This window comes from Streptomyces sp. TOM-9 (assembly GCF_056858595.1).
Window position 1 is genome coordinate 8,595,956 of record NZ_JBXEQB010000001.1, and the last position, 26,046, is coordinate 8,622,001.

Below are 26,046 nucleotides of genomic sequence, written 5' to 3' on the forward strand. Positions count from 1 at the left end.
CGGCCTTCCCGGGCCCGAAGGGTCAGACCACGACGAGGTCCCAGGCGGTCATCGCGTCGGCGAGCCGCAGGTGGGGGGCCGCTTCGGCGAGCCGGCCCTGGCGCTCCAGCGTGCGGCCGAGGAGGAGGTGCGCGTGCGCGTCCTGCGGCTCGGCACGCAGGAGGTCGCGCAGCTCCGCCTCGGCCCGCGAGAGCTGAGCGGAGAAGTAGTACGACCGGGCCAGCAGCATGCGCACCGCCATGTTGCGGGGCGCCACGTCCACGATGGACGCGAGCGTCCGGGCCGCGGCGGCGTAGCGCTGCCGGTTGAAGAAGAGCACGGCGCGCTTGAACGTCTCCGTGGTCGGACTGCTCATGTCGGTGCCCACTACTGCATCACCTCGGTCGAAGGACGATCTCCTTGGTATGCCTTCCAACCGGGGCAAGTGTCTGATTTGTTCCACTCCGCCCTCTTGATCTGCCGGAATCTTTGTGTGCCGGACCGGTCACCGTGCGTGTCGTCCGGAGTCGGAGGGGGCCCGGCCGGGTTGCGCGCCTCACCCTCCTGGGGGAACGTGACTTCGAGGCCGCATGGCCGCACGTCCGAGGATCTCCCGCCGTCCTCCGCCCTCCTCCGCTCCCGTTCTCCGCCGCGCAGCGGCCCCGCTCGGGACGCCGACAATCGTGCCCCCCGCATCCCGCGAACCGCGCAGCGGCACTCCGGACCGCATCCTCGCCCACGACCGCCACCACCCCCGGCAGCGGCCAGGAAGGCAGACCGACATGCCACTCCTCCGCACCCTCGCCCTGACCGCCACGTCCGCGGCCCTCGCGACCGTGGTCGCGGCCGCCCCCGCCACGGCCGCCGCCGGCGCCGCGACGGCCCAGGCCACCCCTGGCGGCGCCGCCCCGACCTACGCCACGGTGCTCGTCACGTGCTTCGGCCGGGGACTGGTCATGCCCCCGGACTTCCTCCTGGCCTGCGGGGACGGGAACGACCGGCTGGGCGGCCTGTACTGGTCGCACTGGGGTAGCGACTCGGCCGTGGGCACCGGTTACGAGGAGGCCAACGACTGCGATCCGTACTGCGCGGCGGGCCACTTCCACACCTTCCCGGTCAAGATCAGGCTCTCCGAGAGCAAGCCCTGGCCCGAGGACCCGCACCTGCGGCACTTCACCAAGCTCACGATCACCTACCCCGACACCGAACCCTCCTGGCCGCACGATCCGGTCCGCGAACTGTGGGACTGAGCGGGCGCGCGGCGGCGCAGGACACGACCGACGGCCCCCGCGTCGCGGGGGCCGTCGGTCGTTCCTCGATGATCTTCAGTGGATGTGGCTCTCAGCGGTAGAAGCCTCCGTAGAAGCCGGTCCCGTAGAAGCCGGGGTAGAAGCCGTAGTAGCCGCCGTAACCGCCATAGCCGCCATAGCCCCCGTAACCGCCGTAGCCGCCCCAGCCGTAGCCGTTCCCCCAGCCCCAGCCGCCGTGGCCGCCACCGTGTCCGCCGCCCCAGCCGCCGCCGTGGTCGACGACGGACTGCGCGGTGGTGGGTGCTGTCTGTGGCGTCGCCGCGCTGGCCGCGGTGGCTCCGGCGAAGGCGAGCAGGGGCGCCACCACGGCGGCGGCGGCGATCCTGCGGATGGTAAGCGTGCGCATGACTCCCCCTTCGGGGATCTGGACTTCGGGTCGCGGTCCGCACGGAGCGGGCCGCCGTCGCGCCGGATCGTGCGCGTGATCCCGGCGCAGATGGGGGTGCGGGCGTTTGGTGCGGACGCACCTCACGGACGTGGAACGCCGGAACAGACATCTGTAGTTGAAGACGTCCCTATATGAACGGTAGGCGCGTTTTGTGCCGCCCGTCAAAGGGATCCGACAAAAAGTGCATATTGGTATCTTTTGCTCTACTGTGACGCCCTTTCAACCGTGCGTACCGCACAGGTTCCGTTGTGTCAGCGGTCGCCCAACGAGCCCTCGGGCCAGGCCGGTTGAAGCCGCCGGGCGACCCCTTCCGCCACGAGCCCCCCGTGACCACAGGGGCCGATATGGCAAATGAGACAGAAGGGGCGAGTGATGTCAGTGGGGTGTAGGGGAAATTCCCGCCGAAATCCGGAAGAGGTGAATCCGCTTCGCTGTCAAGCGCTTCCGCCCCTCCGTCGACACCGCTGCGTCCCCATGTGGTCACTCCGGGCATCCGTCGCATGTCGCGCAGCTGTTGCGCATCGGTAACGCTTCAAAAATCGCTGGTCGGCGATTTGTTAACACCATTGACATATCCGCGATCGCTGCATACGGTCCTGCGTCGAAGCGCTTCGACGCGTCGCATCGAAACCATTCGATGGACGCCTCACTCGTTCGGCCCAGGTGGAGGTCACTTCAATGTTGAAGGTGCGCAGACCGCTGGCTCTCGCAGCAGCTGCCCTTGCGGGCGCCATGCTCATCACTTCGTGCGGAAGCTCGGACGGGGGTGCGGAGGGCGACGGCAAGACGCTGAAGCTCTGGCACTACGAAGCCCCGAACAGTGCCATGGGCATCGCCTGGAACCAGGCGATAGAGGAGTTCAAGAAGAGCCACCCGGGCGTCAAGGTCGAGTTCGAGGCCAAGGGCTTCGAGCAGATCCAGAAGACCGCCTCGATGGTGCTCAACTCCAGCAACGCCCCTGACCTCATGGAGTACAACAAGGGCAACGCCACGGCCGGCCTGCTGGCCAAGCAGGGCCTGCTGACCGACCTCACCCCGCAGGTCACCAAGTACGGCTGGGACAAGCTGCTCAGCCCCAGCGTCACCACCACCAGCCGCTACGACGCCAAGGGCGTCATGGGCTCCGGCAACTGGTACGGCATCCCGAACTTCGGTGAGTACACGATGGTGTACTACAACAAGGACCTCTTCGCGAAGAACGGCGTGAAGGTCCCGACCACGTTCAACGAGTTCGAGCAGGCGCTCGCCGCCTTCAAGGCCAAGGGCATCACCCCGCTCGCCAACGGCGGCGCCGAGTACCCGGCCCACCAGTACCTGTACCAGCTGGCCCTGACCAAGGCCGACCGCAGCTGGGTCGACTCCTTCGAGCTCTACAAGGGCAAGGCGGACTTCCACGACGCCGCCTGGACGTACGCCGCCAACACCCTGTCGGACTGGGTGAAGAAGGGCTACATCGCCAAGACGAGCAGCGGCGCCAAGGCCGAGGACGCCGGCGTCTCCTTCATCGGCGGCAAGTCCCCGATCTTCTTCTCGGGCAGCTGGTGGTACGGCCGCTTCCGTGACGAGAACAAGTTCCAGTGGGGCTCGTTCCTCTTCCCGGAGTCCAAGATGACCCTCGGCTCGGGCGGCAACCTCTGGGTCGTCCCGAAGAACGCCAAGAACAAGCAGCTGGCCTACGACTTCATCGACATCACGATGAAGAAGGGGATCCAGAACACCCTCGGCAACAACGGCGGCGTGCCCGTCGCGGCCGAGCCCTCGGCGATCACCGACCCCAGCTCCAAGGAGCTGATCGAGAACTTCAACAAGGTCTCGGACCAGGACGGTCTCGCCTTCTACCCGGACTGGCCGGTCCCCGGCTTCTACGACGTGCTGGTCTCGGCGACGCAGAAGCTGATCACCGGCAGCGGCACCCCGGACCAGGTCCTGGACGAGCTGCAGAAGGCCTATGACGCGGGTGCGCCCACGTCATGAGTGCCCGACCCCTCCGGCTGCGCAATCCCTACGCGCTGTACTTGATCCCGGGTGTCATCGCCTTCCTGGCCGTCGTGATCGTGCCGTTCGCGATGAACATCTACTTCAGCTTCACGCACTGGCAGGGCGTCGGCTCGCCCACCTGGGCGGGGCTGGAGAACTACCGGGAGCTGATGAAGGACTCACGGTTCTGGGAGTCCTTCCGGCACAGCGTCGCCATGGTCCTGGCGATGGCGGTGATCCCCACCGCCGTCGGCCTGGTGGTGGCCGCGGCGCTGTTCGACTTCATCGGCAAGCACTTCGGTTCGAAGCTGGCCAGCGTGCTGCGTGCCTGCTTCTACCTCCCGCAGGTCCTGCCCATCACCGTGGCGGGCATCGTCTGGAGCTGGATCCTGGCCCCCGAGAACGGCTCGCTCAACGAGCTGCTGAAGGCGGTCGGCCTGGGCTCGTTCCAGCAGGACTGGCTGGGTGACCCGAAGTTCGCGCTCTACAGCGTGATGGCCGTCATGGTCTGGGTGCAGCTGGGGTTTCCCGTCGTGATCTTCATGGCGGGACTCCAGCGGGTCGATCCCTCGCTCTACGAGGCGGCCGAGCTGGACGGGACGAACTGGTGGCAGCGTTTCTGGCACGTGACGCTGCCCCAGATCCGCCCCGAGATCTACGTGGTGATGCTGTGGTGCACCATCGCGGCGCTCAAGGTCTTCGGCGCGGTCTACGTCCTCACCAAGGGCGGACCCGCCGACTCGACCATCGTCCCGTCCTACTTCTCCTTCTCGACCTTCTTCGAGAAGACCGACGTGGGCTACGGCTCGGCGATCGCGACGGTCCTCACGCTGATCATCCTGGCGCTGACCACGGTCGGCCTGCGCTTCCAGACCCGATCGGAGGACGCACAGTGAAGGCGCTCAAGCGCTACCCCGTGCTGGTGGCCATGATCCTCGGCGCGATCTTCATGGTGCTGCCGCTCCTGATCGTGCTCATCAACGCGCTGAAGTCGCCCGCCGACTACTCCGCGCACGGCCCGCTCTCGCTGCCCCACGGCCTCCACCTGGACGGCCTGACGGACTTCTGGACCCGGGTCAACTTCGGGCACACGCTGATCAACTCGATCGTGATCTCGGGTTCGGTGGCCGTGTTCGGCGTCATCCTCTCGGTGCTGAACGCGTACGCGATCGGCATCGGGAGGATCAAGGGCAAGGCCTACTTCCTCGCCTTCTTCGTGCTGGCCAACGTGCTGCCGCAGGAGGCCCTGGTCTACCCGCTGTACTACCTGTCCAAGCAGGTGGGCCTGTACGACACCAGGCTGAGCCTGATCATCGTCTTCAGCGTCGTGCAGGCGGCGTTCGGCACCTACCTTCTCTCCTCCGTGCTCGGGGCCTTCCCGAAGGAGATCATCGAGGCGGCCAGGATCGACGGCGCCAACAGCTGGCAGATCCTGTGGCGGATGGTGGTCCCGGTCAGCCGGCCCACCCTGGGCGTCCTGCTGGTGTTCTTCTTCATCTGGACCTGGAACGAGTTCCTGCTGCCCCTGGTCATGCTGCCGTCGAACGACAACCAGACCGTCTCGGTCGCGCTCGGCGTGCTCCAGGGCCAGCGTCTGATGGACGCGACGATGACCAACGCGGCCGGCCTGCTCGGCGCGCTGCCCGCGATCGTCTTCTTCCTGCTCTTCCAGCGGACCCTCACCCGCGGCATCGCCGTCGGCGCCGTGAAGTGATCCGCGCCCGGACCACCGTGTCCGCGGCCCTCCACCCGGGCGGATGACCTCCCCGCGTCCCGCCCACGGCTCTGCCTCCCCGCTGCCTCCCTGCTCCGCGGCAGGAGGCAGAGCCGGCCCCACCTGCTCCCACACGTACCGAGAACGCCGGTGGCCGCCCACCGGGAAAGGCATCGACGATGAAGTTCACCAACGGGTACTGGCTGCTGCGCGAAGGCGTCACGGCGGCGTATCCGGCCGAGGTCCTCGATGCCGTCCCGGGCCCCGGAACGCTGCGGGTCCACGCGCCCACCCAGCACATCCGGCACCGCGGCGACCTGCTCAAGGGCCCGCTCGTCACGGTCGACTGCACCGCGCCCATGCCCGGAGTGATCGGTGTGCGCATCACCCACTTCGAGGGCGACGTCGAGACCGGGCCCCACTTCGAGCTGCACCACGAGCCGCACGAGCCCCTCGTGACGGTCGACGAGGAGCAGGCCGTCCTGACCTCCGGCGACCTGAGCGTCCGCTTCCGCCTCGACGGCGAGTGGCGGATGGAGTTCCAGGCCGACGGACGCACCCTCACCAGCAGCGACGTCAAGGCCATGGCGCTGATGGAGACCGCCGAGGGCGAGCACCACGTCCGCGAGCAGCTCCGGCTGGCCGTCGGCACCTCCGTCTACGGGCTCGGCGAGCGCTTCGGCCCGCTGGTCAAGAACGGCCAGACCGTCGACATCTGGAACGCCGACGGCGGCACCAGCAGCGAGCAGTCCTACAAGAACATCCCGTTCTACCTGACCGACGCCGGCTACGGCGTCTTCGTCGACGACCCCGGCAAGGTCTCCTTCGAGGTCGCCTCCGAGCAGGTCTCGCGCGTCCAGTTCAGCGCCGAGCGGCAGCAGCTGCAGTACTACGTCATCCACGGCCCCACGCCGAAGGAGATCCTGCGCAAGTACACCGCGCTCACCGGCCGTCCGGCCCTGCCGCCCGCCTGGTCCTTCGGGCTGTGGCTGACCACGTCGTTCACCACCTCCTACGACGAGCAGACCGTCACCGGATTCGTCGAGGGCATGGCCGAGCGCGACCTGCCGCTGTCGGCCTTCCACTTCGACTGCTTCTGGATGCGCGAGTTCAACTGGTGCGACTTCGAGTGGGACCCGCGCGTCTTCCCCGACCCCGAGGGGATGCTGCGCCGGCTGAAGGAGCGCGACCTCCACATCTGCGTGTGGATCAACCCCTACATCGCCCAGCGCTCACCGCTGTTCGCCGAGGGCAAGGCGGCCGGCTACCTCCTCAAGCGCCCTGACGGCGGCGTGTGGCAGTGGGACCTGTGGCAGCCCGGCATGGCCCTGGTCGACTTCACCAACCCCGACGCCTGCGCCTGGTACGCGTCCAAGCTCGAGGCCCTCCTCGACATGGGCGTCGACTGCTTCAAGACCGACTTCGGCGAGCGCGTGCCCACCGACGTCGCCTGGTTCGACGGCTCCGACCCGGAGCGCATGCACAACTACTACACGCAGCTGTACAACAAGACCGTCTTCGACGTGCTGCGCAAGCACCGCGGCGAGGGCGAGGCCGTGCTCTTCGCGCGCTCGGCCACGGCCGGCGGCCAGCAGTTCCCCGTGCACTGGGGCGGCGACTGCGAGTCCACGTACGAGTCGATGGCCGAGTCGCTGCGCGGCGGCCTGTCGCTCGGCCTGTCCGGCTTCGGCTACTGGAGCCACGACATCGGCGGCTTCGAGGGGCTGCCCGACGCCGGCCTGTTCAAGCGCTGGACCGCCTTCGGCATGCTCTCCTCGCACAGCCGGCTGCACGGTTCCTCGTCCTACCGCGTGCCGTGGCTGTTCGACGAGGAGGCGGTGGACGTCCTCCGCCACTTCACCAAGCTCAAGCTGGGCCTCATGCCCTACCTCTACGGTGCCGCGCACCAGGCGCACACCGAGGGCGTCCCGATGATGCGGGCCATGGTGCTGGAGTTCCCGGACGACCCGGGCTGCGCCTCGCTGGAGCGCCAGTACATGCTCGGCGGGGACCTGCTCGTCGCGCCGGTGTTCTCCGAGGACGGCGAGGTGTCGTACTACGTGCCGGAGGGCACCTGGACCCACTTCACGACCGGCGAGAAGGTCACCGGCCCGCGCTGGGTGCGCGAGACCCACGACTACCTGAGCGTCCCCCTGCTGGCCCGGCCCGGCTCCGCGATCCCGGTCGGCGCGGTCACCGACCGCCCCGACTACGCGTGGGCGGACGACGTCACCGTCCGGGTCTTCGAGCCCGCCGACGGCTCCCGCACCACCGTGCGGATCCCCCGCGAGGACGGCACGGCCGCGGCCGAGATCACCGTCGTGCGCGAGGGCTCCACGCTGCGGGCCGAGACCTCCGACGCGTCGCTCCCGTGGGGCGTCGAGGTCGCCGGCGGACCCTCCGCGCGTGCGGCGGCCGGTACGGCCGTCCTCACCCTGGAGCTCGCCGGCTCCTGAGGGCGGTCTGCTGCAGCACGCACGTACGGGAAGGGAGTTGCATGGTCAAGATCACTGACGTCGCGCGGCACGCCAACGTGTCGCCGAGCACCGTCAGCTACGCCCTCAGCGGCAAGCGGCCGATCTCCCCGGAGACCCGGCGGCGCATCGAGGACAGCATCCGTGAACTGGGCTACCGGCCGCACGCCGGAGCCCGGTCCCTGGCCAGCAGCAGGTCACGGGTGCTCGGTCTCGTGCTGCCCCTCCGGAAGGGCATCCACGTGCCCGTGGTCATGCAATTCGCCACGTCCGTGCTGACCGCGGCCCGGGAGCACGACCACGATGTCCTCCTCCTCACGCAGAGCGAGGGGGAGGAGGGCATCATCCGGGTCGCCCAGAGCGCCATGGCGGACGCCTTCATCATCATGGACGTCGAGATGGACGACCGCCGGCTGCCGTTGCTGCGCACCATGGACCGGCCGTCCGTGCTGATCGGTTTCCCCTCCGACCCGGCCGGGCTGACCTGCGTCGACCTGGACTTCGCGGGTGCCGGCGAGGCGTGCGTCGAGCACCTCGCCTCGCTCGGCCACCGGACCGTGGCCCTGGTCGGCTCACCCCCCGAGGTCTACGTCCGCGGTACCGGCTTCGCCCGCCGGGTCGCCGCGGGGTTCACGGCCGCCGCCGACCGCCTCGGCCTGCGCTCGTCCGTCCACCCCTGCCCGGAGACCCCGGCCGCCGCGCGAGCCATGGCCGAGCAACTGCTGCGCGAACAGCCGGGGCTGTCCGGGATCGTCGTCCACAACGAGCCGATCACCCAGCCCCTGATCTCCGCCTTCCAGGCCATGGGCCTGCGGGTACCGGAGGACCTGTCGGTCGCCGCGATCTGCCCCGACGAGACCGCCGAGCAGGCATCGGTGCCCATCACCTCCGTGTCGATCCCCTCGGCCGAGATCGGCACCCGCGCGGTGGAGCTCCTGTTGGCCAAGCTCGCCGGCCGTGACGACGTGCCGGAGACCACCGTGCTCTCCGCACTCCTGACCCCCCGGGCCACGACCGCCCCGCCGGCGGCCGTGGCCCCGTGACCGGCCCCGTCGCCGTCACTCCGTGCGCAGGCCGTCCGGTCGCATCATGCGGACCAGGGCAGGGAGGCTGAGCGCGGTCACCAGCAGGACGACGGCCGCGCCGACGCCGGTCATGGCGCCCACGTCGGGCCAGTCGACGGTGACGGGCGCACCGACCATGCGGAGCAGCACCGCGCCCAGGGTCAGGCCCACCGCGCACGCGAGGGCGAGGCCGAGGCCGACGGGGAGGGCGGTCTGCCACAGCACCGACAGGCTGAGGGTGCTGCGGCGGGTGCCGAAGGCGACCAGGGTGGACAGCAGCTTCCTCCGCTCGCGCAACTGCTCCAGCTGGGAGACGAGCAGGCTCGCCCCGATCAGCAGCAGGACGCAGCAGGTGCCGACGAACAACCCGGTGCGGATCGAGGAGAAGCGCGCGGACTCGGTCCTGGTGACGTACTCGCGCGCGTCGGCGAGCGGGTCGATCGCGGCCACCGTGTTGCGGACGACCTCGGGCGCGTCCGGCACGGAGCGGTCGATCGAGACGTAGACCCTGCCCGTGACCGTCCCGGCGGCGGACGGGGGGAGCGCCCCGGGAGTGACGAGGACGCCGCCGCGCTCGTAGCCGCTCGGGTCGGCGCGGGTGCGGGCCTCCTTCAGGCCGGACGGCAGGTGCCAGGCGAGTCCGCGTCCCGGCGCGCCGGCGTAGCCCGGGTCCAGGTAGACGACGTGTCCTGGCCTCGCCGTGCGGACGGTGTCGTCGTCGTACTCCCGGTCCCGGACGACGAACACGTCGCCGTCGCGGCACGCGGAGACCCTCGCCACCACGCGCAGCGCGTCGCAGGTGCCCACGGTCAGTTCGACGTACCGCTGCGGGTCCTCGGCGCGTTCGCCGAGCGTCCCCACCGACAGCGGGGTCGCTTCGCGCACGGCGTCGGCCGCGGTGAGCCGCCGGGCGGCGTCCGCGGGGGAGTCGGCGGCCGGGAGGTGGACCTCCATCTGGGCCCGCGCGAGGTCGTTCCCGGTACTGCGGGTGTACGAGCCGTCGACGCCCGCGAAGAGCATCTGGAGCGCGATCGCCCCGGCGACGGCGACGGCGATGCCGTTGACCGTGCGGGCCGCGGTGCCGCTGTTCAGCTGGAGCCTGCGGACCGCGAGCTGCCAGGAGGGAGCGCCGGTGCCGAGCCGGTCGACGGCGGCCTCGACGATCCACGGCAGCAGTGCCGTGACGCCCATCAGCAGCAGGACCGTGCCGCCGACGACCAGCGCCTCGTTGAAGTTCCCTCGGTCGCGGCCCTGCCCGACCATCGGGTACAGGAGGGCGAGCCCGCCGAGCGGCAACAGCAGCCGCCACCACAGCCGGCGGCGCGGCGGCTTGCTCGCGCGGACGACACCGAGCGGCTCGATGACCACGCCGCGCAGCGCGAGCAGCGTCACGGCCACCGAGGCGGCCGGGACGGCGACGGCGACCAGGGCGGTGAGCGCGGGCGCGGGCGTGAGGTCGCCGGGGAAGACGCTGACGCGGTAGAAGCCGACCCGGCCCGCCAGGGCGCGCCCGGCCGCGAACAGCACGGCGCCGACGGCGAGTCCGCACAGGGCGCCGGCGAGGGCCTCGCCCGCGGCGACGCGTCGGGTGGTCCCGGCGTCCGCGCCGAGCAGGCGCAACGCGGCGAGCCGGCGGTCGCGGCGGTCCCCGCCGAAACGGACGGCGGCCGCGATGAACACGCCGACCGGCATCAGCAGCGCCACGAAGACGATGAGGACGAGCAGCACGAGGACAGGGTCCGCCGGGCTGCCCTGGTCCACCGAGCCGAAGGCGTGGATGCGCTCGACGCGGACGGTCTGCCCGGCACCGGCGCCGGCGGATAGCCCGGAGGTCCCCGCGTAGTAGGCGAGGTCGTCCGGTCCCACCAGCCCGGCCTGCCCGATGGTGCCCGCGACGCGGTACGGCAGCCGCTCGCTCAGCAGCCGGCCCTCCGCAGAGGCGAGCAGCCGCCGCAGGGCGGGGGAGACCACCATCGTCCCGCGCCCTGGCAGCCGGCCGACGCCGGGCGGCAGCGGTGGACGCCGGCCCTCGGGCTGCAGCAGGCGGCCCCGCACCTCCTGGTCGCGGTAGGTGGTGTCCACCGTCGCGATCAGCATGGTGTCGTCGGCCCGGTGCTTGACGACCGAGGTGTACGTCATGTCGTTGCGGGCGCGTTCGCGGTCGTGACGCTGCGTCAGGGCGTTCGGAAGGGCGGCGGTGAGCAGCAGCAGGGCCACTCCCAGGCCGACCCCGACGGCGGTCAGGAGCGTACGCACCCAGCCCTCGCGGCCACCGGTGACGGCGAACCGGACACCCATCGCCAGGTCCCGGATCCGGCTCCCGCGGGTGGTGCCGGGGGTGTCGCCCGGGCTCATGCCACGCGCGCCGTGTCGCGGACCTTCCCGTCACGCACGACGACCTCGCGGTCGGAGTACGCGGCGACCCTCGCCTCGTGGGTGACCAGGACGACCGCGGCGTCGGTCTCGCGGGCGGCGGCGCTGAGCAACTGCATCACGCGTTCGCCGTTGAGGGAGTCCAGCGCTCCGGTGGGTTCGTCGGCGAACAGCACGCGGGGTCCGGTGACCAGGGCACGGGCGACGGCCACCCGCTGTCCCTGCCCGCCGGAGACCGCCCCGGGCCGCTGGCCCGCGACGTCCTCGACCTCCAGCCTGCGCAGCCACTCCAAGGCGGTGCGCGTCGCCTCCTTGCGGGAGGTGCCGCCCAGCCGGAGCGGCAGCGCCACGTTCTCCGCGCAGGTGAGCTCGGGGACGAGCTGCCCGAACTGGAAGACGAAGCCGAATTCGCTGCGCCGCAGGGCGCTGCGCCGGGCGTCGTTCATCGCGGACAGCTCACGACCGCGGTAGGTGATGGTGCCGGCGTCCGGGACGACGATCCCGGCGAGGCAGTGCAGCAGGGTGGACTTGCCGGAGCCGGACGGGCCCATCACGGCCACGACCTCGCCGGAGCGTATGGAGAAGTCCGCCCCGTCGAGGGCCGGCGTCCGGTCGTATCTCTTGTGCAGGCCGTCGGCGGTGAGCAGGGGCTCTGCGGGCGTCACGCGCGCACCTTCCGGGCGAGCCCGTCGAGTCGCGCCGCGGTCAGCTCCAGCCAGCGCAGGTCGGCTTCGAGGTGGAACAGGGCGTGGTCGCAGATCAACTGGTCGGCCAGGTCGCCGGTGCGCTTGCGTTCGGTCAGGTCGCGCATCAGCCGCAGGTGCTCGGCACGCTGCACGTCCAGGATGTCGGCCGCGTCGCGCTGGGTGAGCAGCGCGAGGACGACCTTGGTGTAGAGCGTCGACTGCAGGTACGGCTCGGGCTTCTCCGGGGTCGCCAGCCACCGTGCGACGTCGGTGACGCCGGCCTCCGTGATGGCGTACCGCTTCCGCTCGGGGCCCTCGCCGGGCTCTATGGCCTCGACCTCGACCAGGCCGTGCTTCAGCAGCCTCGACATCGTGGAGTAGACCTGCCCGTAGTGCAGCGGCCGGTCGTGGCCGAATCGCTCGTCGAAGGCGCGCTTGAGGTCGTAGCCGTGGCGCGGCCCGGATTCGAGGAGGCCCAGGAGGGTGTGACCGATGGACATGCGCGTCAATATACACATGAGGTATACACGTCATGTAGACGCGATGTCGTGATCGTGTGCGGCAGGGGGCACCCCCGCTATGAATTGCGTGTATACCCCCTGTGTAGAGTCGCGGCCATGCGAACCACCCGGCTCCGAAGCCTCCTGCCCGCCCGACGCGACGCCGCCTCCGCCCGCACCGTCCGCAGATGGGCGGCGCTTCCCGCGGCAGCCCTGGCGCTCGCGCTCGCGCTCACCGGTTGCACCCGCGTGGAGACCACCTCCCCGGGCACCGTGCGGCAGGAGGCCGGCAAGACCGGCAACGGCACCTTCGGCAGCGTCGACTGCCGCAAGGCCAAGTGCATCGCGCTCACCTTCGACGCGGGACCGAGCAAGCACACGGCGCAGCTGCTGGACGTCCTCAAGGAGAAGCAGGTGCCCGCCACCTTCTTCCTCCTCGGCAGGAAGCACATCGACCGCTACCCGGACATGGTCAAGCGCATGGCCGCCGAGGGGCACGAGGTCGCCAGCCACACCTGGACGCACAAGATCCTCACGCAGATCGAGCCCGAGGAGATACGCGAGGAGCTGAGCCGTCCCAACGACGCGATCGAGCGGATAACGGGCCGGCGGCCCACCCTCATGCGCCCGCCGCAGGGACGCACCAACGACACCGTCCAGGGCATCGCCCGTGAGATGGGCCTCTCCGAGGTGCTGTGGAGCGTCACCGCCAAGGACTACGAGACCAACGACCCCGACCTGATCACCAAGCGCGTCCTGGACCAGGCCGACCGCGACGGCATCATCCTGCTCCACGACCTCGTCCCCGGCCCGGCCGCCAAGGGCTACCGGGGCACCCTGCCGGCCGTGCCCGGCATCATCGACGCGCTCAAGAAGCGGGGCTTCACCTTCGTGACCGTTCCGCAGCTGCTCGCCCCCGGCACCCCGCAGCCCGGGGCGGTCTACCGCCCCTGACCGGATCCGAGGGGGACGCGGCCGGATGGAGGTGGCCCCGCCGGCGGCTTCGGCGGCACCGTGGACGACCGGAACAGGGAGTGCGTGGCGGGAGCGAGACATGACGGACACCCACCCTCACAACGGTGACGAGGACGGTGTGGTCTGGCTGGTCGGGCTGCGACATCGCGGCGGCTCGGGGGCGCTCGTCCGCCACTACTACGTGGTGGCCGGGACGATCGCCGGGGTCGACGCGCTGCGCCGCGCCCGCTGGTTCGCGGCCCAGCCCACGGAGCGCGTGCTGCGCGGCGACGCGGCGGTCGACGGCACGTGGGCCGAGGTGCGCCGGCTGATGCAGGACACCCTCGGCCGGTCCGTCTCGCCGGCCGGGCGGCCTGAGCGCGCGCGGAACCCCCGCCCGTCACTCCCCGGGCACCGGGCCCACCAGCAGCAGGGCGATGTCGTCGCGGCCCCCGGAGGTCCGCCGGGCCTCCCGCAGGAGCTCGTCGGCCAGGTCGTCCAGCGAACGGACGGGCGCGGCGGCGAGCCGGCCGGCGAGTTCCCCGAGCGCCGTCTCCAGATCGGTGCCGGGACGTTCGATCAGGCCGTCGGTGAACAGGGTGAGCACGCTTCCCGGCGGCATGGACACCTCCGCGGCCCGGTAGTCCGCGGTCACGTCGACCCCGAGCAGGAGCCCGGGCGGTACGTCGAGGATCTCCGTGCGACCTGACCGGTGGCGCAGCAGCGCCGGCAGATGTCCGGCGCTCGCCAGCAGCGCGCGGTGCCCGGGCACGTCCAGCTGTGCGTACAGGCAACTGGTGAACAGGTCGGTGTCGAGGTCGTTGAACAGGCGGTTGATCCGGGTCAGCACGTCGTCCGGGGCCGCGCCCGTGCTCGCGTGGGTGTGCACCGCCGTGCGGATCTGGCCCATCAGCGCCGCCGCGTTGACGCTGTGCCCCTGGACGTCGCCGATGACCGCGGCCGCCGCCCCGGCGCCGTCCAGGCGGATCAGGTCGTAGAAGTCGCCGCCGATGTCCATCCCGCTGGTCGCCGGGAGGTAGCGGGCGGCGACGCGCAGGCCGGGCACGTGCGGCAGGGAGTGCGGCAGCAGCGCAGTCTGGAGGGTGCGCGCGACCTGGCTCTTGGTGTCGAACAGCCGGGCACGTTCCAGCGCCTGGGCGATCATGCCGGCCAGCGAGGTGAGGGCGGCGCGCTCGTCGGGCGGGAAGGCGCGGGGGAGGGCGAAGCCCAGGACGCAGCAGCCGATCGTGCGGCCCGAGGCGTTCAGCGGGAGGAACGCCCAGGCGCCCATCCGTGTGTAGGGGGTGACGAGGGGGAAGGCCTGCCGTATCGCGTCGACGTCGCTGAAGAAGAGCGGCGCCCCCGTGGCGACGGCGCGGGAGCCCGCGGTGTCGACCGTCAGCGACAGACCGCGGAAGAAGTCCTTGTGGGTCCGGGGGAAACCACGGGAGGCGACGTCCTGGAACCGCCCCTCGTCCGCGATCAGCAACGACAGGCCGTCGGCCCCGAGGACGGGCATGATCTGCTCGGTGACGGCGGTCGCCACGTCCTGGACGCCGACCGCCTCGGTGAGGGACGAGGCGATGTACAGCAGGTGGTACAGCGCGCCGGCGCGGGTCGGCGCTGTCCCTGAGGGTGTGGCGGGCGGGAGCCGGTCGCCCGCCGGGGCCGGGGCGGTCCGCAGACGGATGCTGATCCCGGTGGTGTCGGGGTAGAGCCGGAAGGACAGCCAGTCGTCCGGGGGGCGCAGCGCGGTGAAGTCCGTGGGGAGCCGGCTGAACAGCGCAGCCAGGTAAGGGTCTTCGTAGGCCGGGTCGATCAGCCAGGGCAGGGACTCCCAGAGGCGGGTGTGCATCAGCTCGGCCTTGCCGCGGCCGAGCAGTTCGGCGGCCGTGGCGTTGAGGAAGGTCACCCGCCCCTCCAGGTCCAGCGCGAGCACCCCGTCGTCCAGGCGCTCCGCCAGTTCCGCCGCGGCCTGGGCCTCGGCGGGCGGCAGGGACGGCGGAGGGTCCGGCGCGAGCACCCGGGGAACGGCACCCGGCCGCAGCGGGCGCCCCCGGGCGGCGGCGCGCGTCAGCAGCGCGCTCATCCGGTCGGCGGCGTGGGTCACGGCGGCCCGTTCCTCCTGGGCGAGCCGGTCGGGACGGGTGTCGGGCCACAGCAGTTGCAGCACGCCCGACACCGTGGTGCCCGTGTGCAACGGCACGACGTACATCGCCAGCCGGTAGGGCAGCGCGAAGGCGGTGCGCGGGAACCGGCGGGCGAGCTCGTCGTGGCCGTGCACCCAGACCGGACGTCCGTCGCGCGCCACCGTGGAGACGGGCGCGGGTGTCGCGAGCGCCAGCCGCGACCAGGGCCGCACCACTCCGGCCGACAGGCCCGTCACCACCGCCAGGCGCAGCGCCTGGGCGTGCGGCACCAGCAGGAAGACGCCGGCAGCGTGGGACGCGGTGATTCTCGCCACCTCGGCCAGGGCCTGGTCGAGTGCGGCCTCTTCCTCCGGCGCGGCGCCGGGCGCTGCGCTCCCGCTCATCACCCACCGGCCCCGCGCGGTGCCCAACGGGCCGTTCGCCGCCGGGGAACGCCGTTTCGGCGTGGCCGGGGCGCTCCCATATGTGGACGATAGTCCCCGCCGACAGGTGGGGGCATCTCGGCCCGCCCCGGCCCCGGGGCCGGGCCGGGGATTCCGGGACGCGATCCCGGATTCCCCGCGGGAGCGGGAAGGGCTCGCCGCCGCGCCTGGTTTAAAGTTGCAACCACACCCCGCCGCGCCCCTCCGCGGCGCCGGACCCCCGAGGAGAAGCACCGCATGCAGTCGGCCGTACTCGACGCACCCGTGACCGTCACGCCCCCGGACGACTCGTCGGGGCCCGCGCACGCCGCAGCCGGGGACGGCGCAGGCGCCCGGCGCGCCACCCACATCGCCATGATGTCGGTCTCCCTCGGCACGGCGGGCCTGGGCGGGCTCTGGCAGTCGGCATCGGCCACGGTGTCCGCGCCCATCGGGGTCAGCGACGCCCTGTTCGTGGTCAGCGGACTGCTGTGGGTGGTGCTGCTGGCGCAGTACGTGCGGCACGGCGGAGCACGCCGGCGCAACGTCCTGGAGGACCTGCGGCACCCCGGTCAGGGCTTCGCGCTCGCGTACGTCCCGATCATCGGCATGCTGGCCACCGGCCACTTCGCCCGCTTCGGGGTCGACGGCGCCCGCTGGTTCTACGCGCTGTTCGCCCTCGCCTCCGCCGCCCTCGCCGCCCGGCTGCTCGCGCACTGGGTGACCGGCGGCCTCGGCTCCGCCCCGCTGCACCCCGGCTACCTGCTTCCGGTGGTCTCCGGACCCTTCATCGCCAGCACCACCGGCACCGCGGTCGCCCTCCCCGAGGCGGCCTCGGCCGCCTTCGCGGTGGGCGTCCTGTACTGGCTCGCCTTCGGCACCGTGGTCCTCGGCCGCCTCGTGACGGACGGCCTGCCCGGACCCGCGCGCCCCACGCTGACCGTCCTCACGATCCCGCCCGCCGTCGGCGGCCTCGCCTGGACCGCAGCGCACGGCGGACGGGTCGACGCCGTGGGGTACGGCTTCGCCGGGCTGGTGCTCTTCACCGTCCTGATCGTCCTGTTCCTGGTGCCGCACGTCCGCCAGGAGGGGTTCCACACCGGCTACTGGGTCTTCTCCTTCCCCGCGGCGGCCACCGGCAACTTCCTCGTCCGCTGGCTCCACGGCGCCGCCGTCCCCGGTTGGCAGGGCCTGACCTGGATGGTGATCGTCCTGGTCAGCGGGGCGTTCCTCGCCCTGTACGCGGCCACCGTCCGGTACGCCGTCCGCGCCGTGGGCCGGCACCGGGCGGTCGCGGGAGCCGAGTGAGGCGGGCCCGTGGCGAGGTCAGGTGAAGGGGACCTCGCTGTCGAGGAAGCGGGCGACGTGGGCGCAGAACAGCCGGGGGTACTGGAAGAGCGCCCCGTGGCCCGCGTCCGGGTAGATGACGAGCTGCGCGTGGGGGATGTGCTGCGCGAGGATCCACGAATTGACGGTCGGGACCATGATGTCGTCGCTGCCGTTGACCACGAGCGTCGGCTGGGTGATGCGGCGCAGCTCCGTGTACCGCTCGCCCCGTCCGGTGTTCCACTCGGCGCGCAGCGCCTGCTGTGCGCGGACGCTGTCGGGGCCGGACTCGGCGTCGGCGTCCACGGTCCGCTCGTGGCGGCGCAGCCAGAACTCCCGGCCGGCCCGGCGTCCGCCGGGGGAGTCGTCGAAGAAGAGGTACAGGTAGTCCACCTCGGTCAGGACCTCGTGGGCGGCCACCTCCGCGACCCGTTCGCCGACGCCCGCCGTCTCGCCCGCGCGCGGCTTCGTCCCGACCAGGACCAGGCGGCGCACCAGTTCGGGATGGGCCAGGACGAGGGCCTGGCTGACGTACCCGCCCACCGAGAAGCCCAGCAGGTCGACCTCGGGAACGCCGAGCGCCCGCAGGAACGCGACGGCGTTCTCGGCGAAACCCTCCGCCGATTCCGGCGTCCGGCCGCCCGAGTTCCCCACCCCGGCGTTGTCGAAGAGGATCACCGGCCGGTTCTCGGCGAGGCCGTCCGTGACGAGCGGATCCCAGTGGTCCATGCCCGCGCGGAAATGCGGGAGCATCAGGAGCGGCGTCCCGGAATCCGCCCCGAAACGGCGATGGGCGTAACGGTCGCCGTCCACCTCGATGTACCGGGTCGGTGCCGTGGTGTGCACGTACGAAGGCATGATGCCGTCCTGCGCTGGGTGAGCCCCCGCCGTCGGCGGTGTGCGTGCCACCGTTGCCAATATTGTCCGGCAATGTTCGGTCCGGCTCAAAGGTGCAGGCGACGGCAGGGCCTCACCGGGCTCATCAGTCAGCGGCGACGCCGCAGGCGGCGGACCCAGATGCGCGGCCCCCGCGCGGAGCGTACGGCCGGGCGGGCCGGGACCGTCGCGCGGGCCGGGCGCCAGGGCTCGTCCGGCGAGTCGAAGGGCAGCCTGCGCTCGGCCTGGGTGCGGATCTCCTGGTGGGCCTCGTAGGACGTGACGCGGAACGCCTCCTCATAGGAGGCCAGGGCGGCGGCGACCGCATGGCCGGCGACACCACGGCGCCGGATCACCCGCGCCAGCCAGGCGAACACGCCCATGACCCCGGCCAGTACGGCGGCGAGGATCAGACAGCCCATGAGGTCGGCCACGGACCACACCCTACGACGGACGCCCCGCCGGGCGCTTCGGTGCCCGCGGGCCGCTTTGCCGGCCGATAAAGTCCGTTGTCGCGGACCTGGAAAGGGTGGTCAGGGGCCGGACGGAGCGGCGGAGGGAGGGCCGGGGATGCCGGCGGTGGACGTACGGCGGGCACCGCGCGACGGGCGCACCGTCGAGGAGAGCACGGCCCGGGGTTGGCGCTTGTCGGCCCGGACGGTCGCCTGGTACGGGGCCGACGACGCCGGCGGCGGGGAGTACGCGTTCCACCTGACACCCGCACGGCGTTTCCGCTGGGTGCCGGGCAGCAGCCTTCCGCTGCCCCCGGGGCGCAACCCGGCCCGTATCCTCACGGGGCAGCACCTGCGCGAGTTCCCCGACACGGAACCCCGTCGTGCCCCCGTAACCGGCCAGCACCGAGCAGCGAAGGAGCCCACCGCCGCATGGCCAGCACGTCCGATCCCGTCGACGCCCTCCTGAAGCCGGGGCCGCGGCGGACCCGCCTGCCCGAGCCCGCCCAACGCTCCCGGCTGCGCACCGAGTACGGCCTGACCCAGGCGGAGGTTGCCGAGGCGCTCGACGTGACCCGGACGACCGTGGCCGGCTGGGAGTCCGGCCGCAGCGAGCCGCAGGGTGTCACCCGCGTCGCGTACGCCAAGCTCCTGGACGGCATCGCCGCCCAACTCGGCGCCACCGAGCCCGAGCCCGAGCCCGCCGCCCCCGCCGTCCCGGCCCCCGGACCCGCCGCGCGCCCGGCGCACGCCCCCGCGCGCAAGGAAGCGGAGCCCGTGCCCGCCGCGGCGGATCCGCGTTTCGCCCACGGCCCGCTCGCCGTGCTGGACGGCGACGGCACCGCCTACTGCGCCGGCGGCCTCGTGCTGCCCTGCCCGGCGACCGACGTCCCCTCGCTCGTCGCGTGGACGCTCACCGAAGCGAGGCTCGGTGCGCCGCGCCTGCACCGCAACGGCAAGGACGCGGACCCGCTGATCGTCCTCACCGCCCCGGCCGCCGAACGCCTCGGCCTGCCCGCCGTCCTGGAGGACCGCAGGGCCCTGCGCCTGCCCCCCGACCACAAGGTCGTCCGGCAGATCGCCCGCGCCAAGTGGCAGCTCACCCGCCGCGGATTCGGCCCCTGGGCCCGCGTGTACCGTCCGGCGCAGGACGGCAGGCGTCAGTGCGTACAACTCGCCGTCCTGCCCTGGGGCGCCCTCGACAGCCGCTCCTGGGGCGACGCCGAGCACCTGCCGCCCCCCGAGCTCGCCCAACTGCTCGCGGACTACGCGCACCGCGTCATCACCCCGCGCGGCTCCACCGCCGTGAGCGGCCTGGAGCTGATGACCGCCCTGCGCCCGCCGACCCGCGCCGTCAGGGACCAGGCGACCGGCACCTGGGTCCCGGCTCCGAACCCCGGTGCCCTCGCGCAGCCCGTGGACCCGGCACCTCCCGAGGCCCCCGACGAACACCCCGTCGTGGCCTCGCTGTTCGCGCGCGGGCACCGCCGCACCCCGGAAGAGGTCCTCGACGAGGAGGCCTTCGAGTGGACCCGGGACCCGCAACTGCTCACCGACGACGAGTGCGCCCGGAAGTACGCCGTCGGGATCGACGTCAACATGGCGTTCGCCGCCGCCGCGAACCGCCTGAACGTGGGCCTCGGCGCCGCCGTCCACGTCCACGCCCCGGAGTTCGACAAGGCGCTGCCCGGGTCCTGGCTCGTCGACCTCTCGCACATCGACGTCGACCCGCGCCTGCCGAACCCGTTCACCCCCGACGGGACCCGCCCCGAGGGCCCCGCCTGGTACGCCACCCCCACCGTGGCGTACGCGGTCGAACTCGGCCACGACGTGCGCCCGACGGAGGCCTACGTCCGCCCCGAGCACGGCGCGTACCTCGACGCCTGGTACGGCCGCCTGCGCGACGCCTACATGACCACCATGGCCGAGCTCGGCGTCGTCTCCGGCATGCCGGAGGCCGAATTCCTCGCCGCGATGGAACACCACAAGCAGGCCGACCCGGCCCGCGCCGGCCTCCTCTCGGCCGTCAAGGCCACCGTCAAGGGCGGCATCGGCAAGCTCCGCGAACGCCCCCAGGGCGCCGGCTACCGTCCGGGGGAGCGCTGGCCCGCCCTCGACCGGCCCACGTGGCGCCCCGACATCCGCGCCGCCGTCATCGCCACCGCGCGCGTCAACATGCACCGCAAGATGGTCAGGTTCGCGGCGGTGGGCCTCTTCCCGGTGGCGGTGCTCTCCGACTGCGCCGTGTACCTGTCCGACGGCCCCGGCCCGCTGGACTTCCTGCCGCGCACGCCCGAGGGCAAGCCGCTGCCCGGCGGTTTCCGGCTCGGGGTCTCACCCGGCATGGTCAAGCACGAGGGCACCCAACCCCTCATGTGGGCGGTGGAGTTGCTCGAGGACGGCCACAACCCCGCCCGCCACATCAAGGGCGGCGACGCCGCACTCGACGGAGAGTAGGAGAGCCCGGTGGGCATGCTCGGCGACGGCCTCGACAAGGCCACGGCGAAGACCCTCACACGGCCCGTGCCCAAGTCGGCGCAGGCCCAGATGCGCTTCCTGGCGAAGCAGGAGAAGGGCACCAGGGCCGTCGCGGCCCTGCTCGGCGTCTCGCAGCGCACCGTCGAGCGCTACCTCACGGGCGAGATCAAGCGTCCCCGCAAGGACCTGGCCGGCCGTCTCGAGGACGAGGTCCGCAGACGGTGGCAGCCCCGCGTCCGTGAACGCGCCCGCCGCCACGCGGCCACCACCGGCGGCATCGTGATCGAGACCCGCGCCCGCTTCGGCTTCACGGCCGCCCCCGGCTCCACCGACGACGCCCGCGTCCGCCTCGTCACCCAGGCCCTTCCCCCCGACTACGCCGCCCGTCTCTTCACCGCCCGTTCCGCGGGCGCCGGCGAGGACCAACTGCGCGCCATCGCGGCGGAGGGCCTCCAGGAGGTCTACTTCAAGGACCGCGGCCGCCGCGCGCAGGGACTCCAGGTCGACTTCACCGACATCGACTACGTCGAGTTCGACTTCTGAGCGTCGACGGCCGAGCGCGTGCGCGCCGCACCTCAGCCCTTGACGGCCTCCGCGATCCGCTGGGCGGCCTGTACGGGCGTGAGGTGCGTGGTGTCGACGACCTCGGCCTCGTTGTGCAGCCAGGTGCGGGCCGCCTCGGCGTAGGGCTCGAGGTACCGGAGACGGAACGGGGAGTCGGGGCCGATCACGGAGTCGTCCGCGATGCGCGCGCGGAGGGTGTCCTGGTCGGCGTGGAGGACGAAGTGCCGGACCGGGATGGCATGCTCGGCAAGACCCGAGCTGATCTCGCGCCAGTACCGCTCGACCAGGACGGTCATGGGCATCACCAGGGTGCCGCCGGTGTATTCGAGCACCCGGCGGGCGGTCTCGACGACGAGCGGCCGCCACGGCGGCCAGTGCTGGAAGTTGTCCGTCGAAGGCAGCCCGGGCGTGATGTCCATGAGCGTCTCGCCGACCTTCTCGGCGTCGAACACCCGTGAATCCGGGATCAGCGGCTGCAGGAGCGCACTGGTCGTCGTCTTGCCCGCGCCGTGGGTGCCGTTGAGCCATACGATCATGGGTCCCGATGCTAGCGCTGCGCGTCCGGCGGCAACGCTGCGCGTCCGGCGGTGCCGGCCCGCCCGCTACAGGCCAGACCACGGGCCGGCCGGTCCTGCTGGTGACGGAGGAGGCCCCTCACGTCGCGTGCCGTCGGCGAAGCCGACCATCTCCGGTACCTGGACGCCGATGTTGCCGCTGGGGTGGAGCGCCAGGACGACAGCAATCGGCGCGAGGAGGAGCGAGGCGGCGAAGGCCAGGACCAGGAACAGGCCGCTGTCACCGGCGAAGAGGGGTCATGTCGTCATGGAGAAGCGCCGGCACACGCGGACGCGGCTGAACTCCGCGCGCATGCGGGCCTCGTCCTCGAGCTTCGCGTGCAGGAAGGCGGCCATGAGCCGCAGGCCGGGGCGCGGGGTGAGGATCGCGCGGTCCGGTTCGCCGGGAGCGGTGTACTGGTGGGCGTACACGTGCAGGTAGTGGTCGCTCTCCGCGAAGCCCATGGCGCGGTACCAGGCGAGGGTGTCCGGGTCGTCGCGGGTCCAGGCGTCGAGGGTCGTCGCGCCCCGCTCGCGGACCTCGGCGCGTGTGCGGTGCAGGAGGGCCCGGCCGAGACCGCGGTGCCGGTGGTCGGGGTGGACCGCGACGGTGTCGATGGTCGCCAGGGCAGCGTCGACGATGGTGTCCATGATGCCGACGACCGTCCCCGGCGTGTCGACGGCGACGAGTTCCAGGCCGGGGTCCGGGATCGGCGGCTTGGCGCGGTCGACGTCGTCGTAGTAGGCGGTGCCCAGGAACGAGAGCACCCTGCAGCGCAGCCAGGACGCCTCGTCCGCCGGGGTGTACTCACGCAGCGTGTAGGTCACGGAGGTGATGCTGTCCGGGCGGGGAGAGGCCGCGCAACGCGATTTCCGCCTCTGGCGTGCGCCGTCCCCGCCGTACGACGGTACGACGGGGACGGGGCTGTTACGGCCGTCAGGCGCGGTGGTACTGGACGGGGGTGGTGACCTTCCCGCCCAGCGCGGTGGCCGCGTGGCGCGCCCAGTAGGGGTCGCGCAGCAGCTCGCGGCCGAGGAGGACGGCGTCCGCACCACCGGAGCCGACGATGGCCTGCGCCTGGTCGGGTTCGGTGATCATGCCGACGGCCGCCACGGGCATACCGGTCTCGTTGCGGACACGCTCGGCGAACGGCACCTGGTACCCGGGAGCCGCGACGATCTTGGCGTTGGGGGCGTTGCCGCCGGTGGAGACGTCCATCAGGTCCACGCCCCGGGCCTGCAGCTCCTTGGCGAGGCGGACGGTGTCGTCGGCGGTCCAGCCCTCGCGGTCGTCGTCGGCGTTCTCGCTCAGCCAGTCGGTCGCGGAGATCCTGAAGAAGACCGGCAGGTCGGCAGGCCAGACGGCGCGGACGGCGTCGACGACCTCCAGGGCGAAGCGGGTGCGGCCGGCGAAGTCGCCGCCGTAGGCGTCGGTGCGGTGGTTGCTGTGCGGGGACAGGAACTGGTTGATGAGGTACCCGTGGGCCCCGTGGATCTCGGCGACCTGGAACCCGGCGTCCAGGGCGCGTCGGGCGGCCCGGGCGAAGTCCGCCACGATCCGGCCGATCTGCTCGGTGCTGAGCTGTTCCGGTGTGGTGGAGCCGGTGTCGAACGGGACGGCGCTGGGGCCGGCCGGTGTCCAGCCGTGCTGGGCGTCGGGGGTGATGGGGGCGCCGCGGTCGATCCAGGTGCGTTCGGTGGAGGCCTTGCGGCCGGCGTGGGCGAGCTGGATGCCGGGCACGGTGCCCTGGGACTTCAGGAAGGCGGTGATCCGGCGGAAGGCCTCGACCTGGGTGTCGTTCCAGATGCCGAGGTCGTACGGGCTGATCCGGCCCTCGGGGCTGACCGCGGTGGCCTCGGTGATGATCAGTCCGGTGCCGCCGGTGGCCCGGGCCGCCAGGTGCGTGAAGTGCCAGTCGTTCGGCACGCCCGCCTGCTCGCCGTCCGGCGCGGCGCTGTACTGGCACATCGCGGCCATCCAGATCCGGTTCGGAATGGTCAGCGACCGGAGGGTGAAAGGCTCGAACAAGGTGGTGGTCACGAAGCTGTCTCCTCAGGGGGCGGTCGGGGCCGGGTCACGCGGCGACGCGTCGGTGCATCGCTCATGCGTATGCGCCCTACAGGCTCCCTCAATAATTGCACGCGCTGATTAATTCCCGCATCCCGCGCGCAGTGTTCGATCGCCCACAAGTGGATGACGCAGATATCAAGCGTTTGCATTAGTCCGCGTCTGCAAGTAACGTCGATCCTCGTAAGGCGCAATCCCCTCACCTCCCGGCCCCGCGGCGGGTACCTCGCCCCGGCGTACGGCCGTCGAAAGGCACCACCATGTCGCTCAAGGAACTCATCCCCGGCCGCCTCGGCTTCGGTACCGCCCCCCTCGGCAACATGTTCCGCGCCATCCCCGAAGAGGAGGTGAGCGCGACCCTGGAGGCCGCCTGGGACCAGGGCGTCCGCTTCTACGACACGGCCCCCTTCTACGGCGCGGGCCTCGCGGAGCTGCGGCTCGGCGAGCTGCTCTCGCGGCGGCCCCGCGACGAGTACGTGCTGGCCACCAAGGTCGGGCGCGTCATCCTGGACGAGCCCGAGCCGGGCGCCCGCGACCTCGGCGAGAAGGGCGGGCTGTTCGAGCACGGCCGTCCGAACGCGATGCTCCACGAATGGACCGCCGACGCCACCGAGCGGTCGATCGAGGGAAGCCTGAAGCGCCTCGGCGTCGACCGCCTGGACATCGTCTGGGTGCACGACATCGCCCAGGACTTCCACGGCGACCTGTGGCTGAGCAAGTTCGAGGAGGCCCGCACCGGTGCCTTCCGCGTGCTGTCCCGGCTCCGCGACGAGGGCGTCATCAAGGCCTGGGGCCTCGGCGTGAACCGGGTCGAGCCCATCGAGCTGACCCTCGACCTGGACGAGCCGCAGCCCGACGGCTTCCTGCTCGCCGGCCGCTACACCCTGCTGGACCACGCGCGCCCGCTGGAGCGGCTGCTGCCCAAGGCGCAGGAACAGGGCGTCGGCATGGTCGTCGGCGGTCCCTACAGCTCAGGGGTCCTCGCCGGCGGCACCCACTTCGAGTACCAGGACGCGCCCCCGGAGGTCGTCGAGCGCGTACGGCGCATCAAGGAGATCACGGCCCGCCACGGGGTGAGCGTCAAGGCGGCGGCCCTGCAGTTCTCCCTCGCGCACCCGGTGGCCGTCGCCGCCGTCCCCGGCGCGACCAAGCCGGGCCGCATCGCCGAGGACATCGCCGCGCTCGACGAGGACGTCCCGGCCGCCTTCTGGTCCGACCTGCGCGCCTCCGGCCTGGTCAGCTCCGCCGCGCCGCTTCCGAACGGCGCCTGAACGCCCTCGCCCCCCACAAGCCAAGGAGGAAGACCATGGCGTCCACCTCGGTCAGCCGAGTCGTGCCCGCGTCGCCCGAACGCGTCTGGGACCTGATCGGCGGCTTCCACGCGCTGCCCGACTGGCTCCCGTTCATCCCCGAGAGCACCCCACTGGAGGGCGGGCGGGTGCGCAGGCTCCGCAACCCCGACGGCGAGGTGATCGTCGAGCGCATGGTGGCCTTCAACGAAGCCGAGCGCCACTACGCGTACGCGATCCTTCAGGCGCCCTTCCCCGTGACCGGGTACGTCTCCGACCTGCGGGTCCACGCCGTACCCGGGCAGCCGGAGGTCGCGGAGGTCGTCTGGAGCGGCCGGTTCGTCCCCGACGGGGCCGGGGAGGCGGAGGTGGTCGAGCTGTTCACCGGCATCTACCGCGACGGCCTCGAAGCGCTCCACGGCACGCTCGCGGGCTGAACCCGCGCCGACGCTCCCCCGTCACGTCCGGT

Annotated in this window: 24 protein-coding genes; 12 read left to right on the forward strand and 12 right to left on the reverse strand. The window is 72.0% G+C overall.

What is annotated here, in order from left to right; all coding sequences use genetic code 11:
- Window positions 1–22 precede the first annotated feature (22 nt).
- Complete coding sequence (locus AC1VWI_RS39505; protein ID WP_179279764.1) at window positions 23–355, reverse strand: tetratricopeptide repeat protein; 333 nt, start codon at window positions 353–355, stop codon at window positions 23–25.
- A gap of 406 nt (window positions 356–761) precedes the next feature.
- On the opposite strand from AC1VWI_RS39505, the gene AC1VWI_RS39510 reads away from it, so the two are divergent.
- Window positions 762–1,229 carry a hypothetical protein gene (locus AC1VWI_RS39510; protein WP_499515856.1) on the forward strand — a complete coding sequence of 156 codons (468 nt, stop codon included), beginning with the start codon at window positions 762–764 and terminating at the stop codon, window positions 1,227–1,229.
- Window positions 1,230–1,320: 91 nt separating this feature from the next.
- Here the strand turns inward: AC1VWI_RS39510 and AC1VWI_RS39515 are convergent, their stop codons facing one another.
- Window positions 1,321–1,635 carry a hypothetical protein gene (locus AC1VWI_RS39515; protein WP_499515857.1) on the reverse strand — a complete coding sequence of 105 codons (315 nt, stop codon included), beginning with the start codon at window positions 1,633–1,635 and terminating at the stop codon, window positions 1,321–1,323.
- Window positions 1,636–2,355: 720 nt separating this feature from the next.
- On the opposite strand from AC1VWI_RS39515, the gene AC1VWI_RS39520 reads away from it, so the two are divergent.
- The 5 genes from AC1VWI_RS39520 (at window position 2,356) to AC1VWI_RS39540 (ending at window position 8,885) form a co-directional block, all read left to right on the forward strand.
- Window positions 2,356–3,651 (forward strand): ABC transporter substrate-binding protein, encoded by a 1,296-nt coding sequence (locus AC1VWI_RS39520; protein ID WP_499515858.1) that lies wholly within the window; start codon window positions 2,356–2,358, stop codon window positions 3,649–3,651.
- Window positions 3,648–4,550, forward strand: a complete 903-nt coding sequence (locus tag AC1VWI_RS39525) for a carbohydrate ABC transporter permease (protein WP_499515859.1) — start codon at window positions 3,648–3,650, stop codon at window positions 4,548–4,550. The genes AC1VWI_RS39520 and AC1VWI_RS39525 overlap by 4 nt, the downstream gene beginning before the upstream one ends.
- 32 nt (window positions 4,551–4,582) lie before the next feature.
- On the forward strand, window positions 4,583–5,368 hold the full coding sequence (locus AC1VWI_RS39530) for a carbohydrate ABC transporter permease (protein WP_499517024.1): 786 nt from the start codon (window positions 4,583–4,585) through the stop codon (window positions 5,366–5,368).
- 179 nt (window positions 5,369–5,547) lie between these two features.
- Window positions 5,548–7,824, forward strand: a complete 2,277-nt coding sequence (yicI, locus tag AC1VWI_RS39535) for an alpha-xylosidase (protein ID WP_499515860.1) — start codon at window positions 5,548–5,550, stop codon at window positions 7,822–7,824.
- Between the two features lie 41 nt (window positions 7,825–7,865).
- Window positions 7,866–8,885: a LacI family DNA-binding transcriptional regulator gene (locus tag AC1VWI_RS39540; protein WP_499515861.1), complete on the forward strand. Its 1,020-nt coding sequence runs from the start codon at window positions 7,866–7,868 to the stop codon at window positions 8,883–8,885.
- 15 nt (window positions 8,886–8,900) lie between these two features.
- On the opposite strand, the gene AC1VWI_RS39545 is transcribed toward AC1VWI_RS39540, so the two are convergent.
- Genes AC1VWI_RS39545 through AC1VWI_RS39555 form a run of 3 tightly spaced genes read right to left on the reverse strand, consistent with a single transcriptional unit; the run spans window position 8,901 to window position 12,465 of the window.
- Complete coding sequence (locus AC1VWI_RS39545) at window positions 8,901–11,261, reverse strand: ABC transporter permease (RefSeq protein ID WP_499515862.1); 2,361 nt, start codon at window positions 11,259–11,261, stop codon at window positions 8,901–8,903.
- Window positions 11,258–11,944, reverse strand: coding sequence for an ABC transporter ATP-binding protein (locus tag AC1VWI_RS39550; protein WP_499515863.1), 687 nt, complete (start codon window positions 11,942–11,944; stop codon window positions 11,258–11,260). The genes AC1VWI_RS39545 and AC1VWI_RS39550 overlap by 4 nt, the downstream gene beginning before the upstream one ends.
- Complete coding sequence (locus AC1VWI_RS39555) at window positions 11,941–12,465, reverse strand: PadR family transcriptional regulator (protein WP_499515864.1); 525 nt, start codon at window positions 12,463–12,465, stop codon at window positions 11,941–11,943. Before AC1VWI_RS39555 ends, AC1VWI_RS39550 begins: the two co-directional genes overlap by 4 nt.
- 117 nt (window positions 12,466–12,582) lie before the next feature.
- On the opposite strand from AC1VWI_RS39555, the gene AC1VWI_RS39560 reads away from it, so the two are divergent.
- Window positions 12,583–13,419, forward strand: coding sequence for a polysaccharide deacetylase family protein (locus AC1VWI_RS39560; RefSeq protein WP_499515865.1), 837 nt, complete (start codon window positions 12,583–12,585; stop codon window positions 13,417–13,419).
- A gap of 198 nt (window positions 13,420–13,617) precedes the next feature.
- Here AC1VWI_RS39560 and AC1VWI_RS39565 read toward each other — a convergent pair whose 3' ends face one another.
- Window positions 13,618–13,761: a hypothetical protein gene (locus AC1VWI_RS39565; protein WP_499515866.1), complete on the reverse strand. Its 144-nt coding sequence runs from the start codon at window positions 13,759–13,761 to the stop codon at window positions 13,618–13,620.
- Between the two features lie 58 nt (window positions 13,762–13,819).
- Window positions 13,820–15,952: a SpoIIE family protein phosphatase gene (locus tag AC1VWI_RS39570; RefSeq protein ID WP_499515867.1), complete on the reverse strand. Its 2,133-nt coding sequence runs from the start codon at window positions 15,950–15,952 to the stop codon at window positions 13,820–13,822.
- 276 nt (window positions 15,953–16,228) lie between these two features.
- Here AC1VWI_RS39570 and AC1VWI_RS39575 point away from each other — a divergent pair, with 276 nt between their 5' ends.
- Window positions 16,229–17,278, forward strand: coding sequence for a TDT family transporter (locus AC1VWI_RS39575; protein ID WP_499515868.1), 1,050 nt, complete (start codon window positions 16,229–16,231; stop codon window positions 17,276–17,278).
- 18 nt (window positions 17,279–17,296) lie between these two features.
- Here AC1VWI_RS39575 and AC1VWI_RS39580 read toward each other — a convergent pair whose 3' ends face one another.
- Together AC1VWI_RS39580 and AC1VWI_RS39585 are read right to left on the reverse strand one after the other, a co-directional pair.
- Window positions 17,297–18,154 carry an alpha/beta fold hydrolase gene (locus AC1VWI_RS39580; RefSeq protein ID WP_499515869.1) on the reverse strand — a complete coding sequence of 286 codons (858 nt, stop codon included), beginning with the start codon at window positions 18,152–18,154 and terminating at the stop codon, window positions 17,297–17,299.
- 128 nt (window positions 18,155–18,282) lie between these two features.
- Window positions 18,283–18,606: a hypothetical protein gene (locus tag AC1VWI_RS39585; protein WP_499515870.1), complete on the reverse strand. Its 324-nt coding sequence runs from the start codon at window positions 18,604–18,606 to the stop codon at window positions 18,283–18,285.
- Between the two features lie 450 nt (window positions 18,607–19,056).
- Here AC1VWI_RS39585 and tap point away from each other — a divergent pair, with 450 nt between their 5' ends.
- Window positions 19,057–21,081: a telomere-associated protein Tap gene (tap, locus tag AC1VWI_RS39590; RefSeq protein WP_499515871.1), complete on the forward strand. Its 2,025-nt coding sequence runs from the start codon at window positions 19,057–19,059 to the stop codon at window positions 21,079–21,081.
- 15 nt (window positions 21,082–21,096) lie between these two features.
- Window positions 21,097–21,645 (forward strand): telomere-protecting terminal protein Tpg, encoded by a 549-nt coding sequence (gene tpg, locus AC1VWI_RS39595; RefSeq protein WP_499517025.1) that lies wholly within the window; start codon window positions 21,097–21,099, stop codon window positions 21,643–21,645.
- Window positions 21,646–21,677: 32 nt separating this feature from the next.
- Here the strand turns inward: tpg and AC1VWI_RS39600 are convergent, their stop codons facing one another.
- The 3 genes from AC1VWI_RS39600 to AC1VWI_RS39610 all read right to left on the reverse strand — a co-directional run bounded on the left by AC1VWI_RS39600 (window position 21,678) and on the right by AC1VWI_RS39610 (window position 24,261).
- Window positions 21,678–22,202 carry an AAA family ATPase gene (locus tag AC1VWI_RS39600; protein ID WP_499515872.1) on the reverse strand — a complete coding sequence of 175 codons (525 nt, stop codon included), beginning with the start codon at window positions 22,200–22,202 and terminating at the stop codon, window positions 21,678–21,680.
- 276 nt (window positions 22,203–22,478) lie between these two features.
- A complete protein-coding gene (locus AC1VWI_RS39605) occupies window positions 22,479–23,048 on the reverse strand; it encodes a GNAT family N-acetyltransferase (protein WP_499515873.1) in 570 nt (189 codons plus the stop codon).
- A gap of 109 nt (window positions 23,049–23,157) precedes the next feature.
- Window positions 23,158–24,261 carry an NADH:flavin oxidoreductase/NADH oxidase gene (locus AC1VWI_RS39610; protein WP_499515874.1) on the reverse strand — a complete coding sequence of 368 codons (1,104 nt, stop codon included), beginning with the start codon at window positions 24,259–24,261 and terminating at the stop codon, window positions 23,158–23,160.
- Between the two features lie 287 nt (window positions 24,262–24,548).
- On the opposite strand from AC1VWI_RS39610, the gene AC1VWI_RS39615 reads away from it, so the two are divergent.
- Window positions 24,549–25,559 (forward strand): aldo/keto reductase, encoded by a 1,011-nt coding sequence (locus tag AC1VWI_RS39615; protein WP_499515875.1) that lies wholly within the window; start codon window positions 24,549–24,551, stop codon window positions 25,557–25,559.
- A gap of 35 nt (window positions 25,560–25,594) precedes the next feature.
- Window positions 25,595–26,014 carry an SRPBCC family protein gene (locus AC1VWI_RS39620; RefSeq protein ID WP_499515876.1) on the forward strand — a complete coding sequence of 140 codons (420 nt, stop codon included), beginning with the start codon at window positions 25,595–25,597 and terminating at the stop codon, window positions 26,012–26,014.
- Window positions 26,015–26,046 lie beyond the last annotated feature (32 nt).

Coding starts and splice junctions, on each gene's coding strand:
- tap (WP_499515871.1), top strand. CDS start 19,057: ATGGCCAGCACGTCCGATCCCGTCGACGCCCTCCTGAAGCCGGGGCCG.
- AC1VWI_RS39575 (WP_499515868.1), top strand. CDS start 16,229: ATGCAGTCGGCCGTACTCGACGCACCCGTGACCGTCACGCCCCCGGAC.
- AC1VWI_RS39580 (WP_499515869.1), bottom strand. CDS start 18,154: ATGCCTTCGTACGTGCACACCACGGCACCGACCCGGTACATCGAGGTG.
- AC1VWI_RS39560 (WP_499515865.1), top strand. CDS start 12,583: ATGCGAACCACCCGGCTCCGAAGCCTCCTGCCCGCCCGACGCGACGCC.
- yicI (WP_499515860.1), top strand. CDS start 5,548: ATGAAGTTCACCAACGGGTACTGGCTGCTGCGCGAAGGCGTCACGGCG.
- AC1VWI_RS39540 (WP_499515861.1), top strand. CDS start 7,866: ATGGTCAAGATCACTGACGTCGCGCGGCACGCCAACGTGTCGCCGAGC.
- AC1VWI_RS39525 (WP_499515859.1), top strand. CDS start 3,648: ATGAGTGCCCGACCCCTCCGGCTGCGCAATCCCTACGCGCTGTACTTG.
- tpg (WP_499517025.1), top strand. CDS start 21,097: ATGCTCGGCGACGGCCTCGACAAGGCCACGGCGAAGACCCTCACACGG.
- AC1VWI_RS39520 (WP_499515858.1), top strand. CDS start 2,356: ATGTTGAAGGTGCGCAGACCGCTGGCTCTCGCAGCAGCTGCCCTTGCG.
- AC1VWI_RS39505 (WP_179279764.1), bottom strand. CDS start 355: ATGAGCAGTCCGACCACGGAGACGTTCAAGCGCGCCGTGCTCTTCTTC.
- AC1VWI_RS39615 (WP_499515875.1), top strand. CDS start 24,549: ATGTCGCTCAAGGAACTCATCCCCGGCCGCCTCGGCTTCGGTACCGCC.
- AC1VWI_RS39545 (WP_499515862.1), bottom strand. CDS start 11,261: ATGAGCCCGGGCGACACCCCCGGCACCACCCGCGGGAGCCGGATCCGG.
- AC1VWI_RS39600 (WP_499515872.1), bottom strand. CDS start 22,202: ATGATCGTATGGCTCAACGGCACCCACGGCGCGGGCAAGACGACGACC.
- AC1VWI_RS39510 (WP_499515856.1), top strand. CDS start 762: ATGCCACTCCTCCGCACCCTCGCCCTGACCGCCACGTCCGCGGCCCTC.
- AC1VWI_RS39515 (WP_499515857.1), bottom strand. CDS start 1,635: ATGCGCACGCTTACCATCCGCAGGATCGCCGCCGCCGCCGTGGTGGCG.
- AC1VWI_RS39570 (WP_499515867.1), bottom strand. CDS start 15,952: ATGAGCGGGAGCGCAGCGCCCGGCGCCGCGCCGGAGGAAGAGGCCGCA.
- AC1VWI_RS39530 (WP_499517024.1), top strand. CDS start 4,583: ATGATCCTCGGCGCGATCTTCATGGTGCTGCCGCTCCTGATCGTGCTC.
- AC1VWI_RS39620 (WP_499515876.1), top strand. CDS start 25,595: ATGGCGTCCACCTCGGTCAGCCGAGTCGTGCCCGCGTCGCCCGAACGC.
- AC1VWI_RS39555 (WP_499515864.1), bottom strand. CDS start 12,465: ATGTCCATCGGTCACACCCTCCTGGGCCTCCTCGAATCCGGGCCGCGC.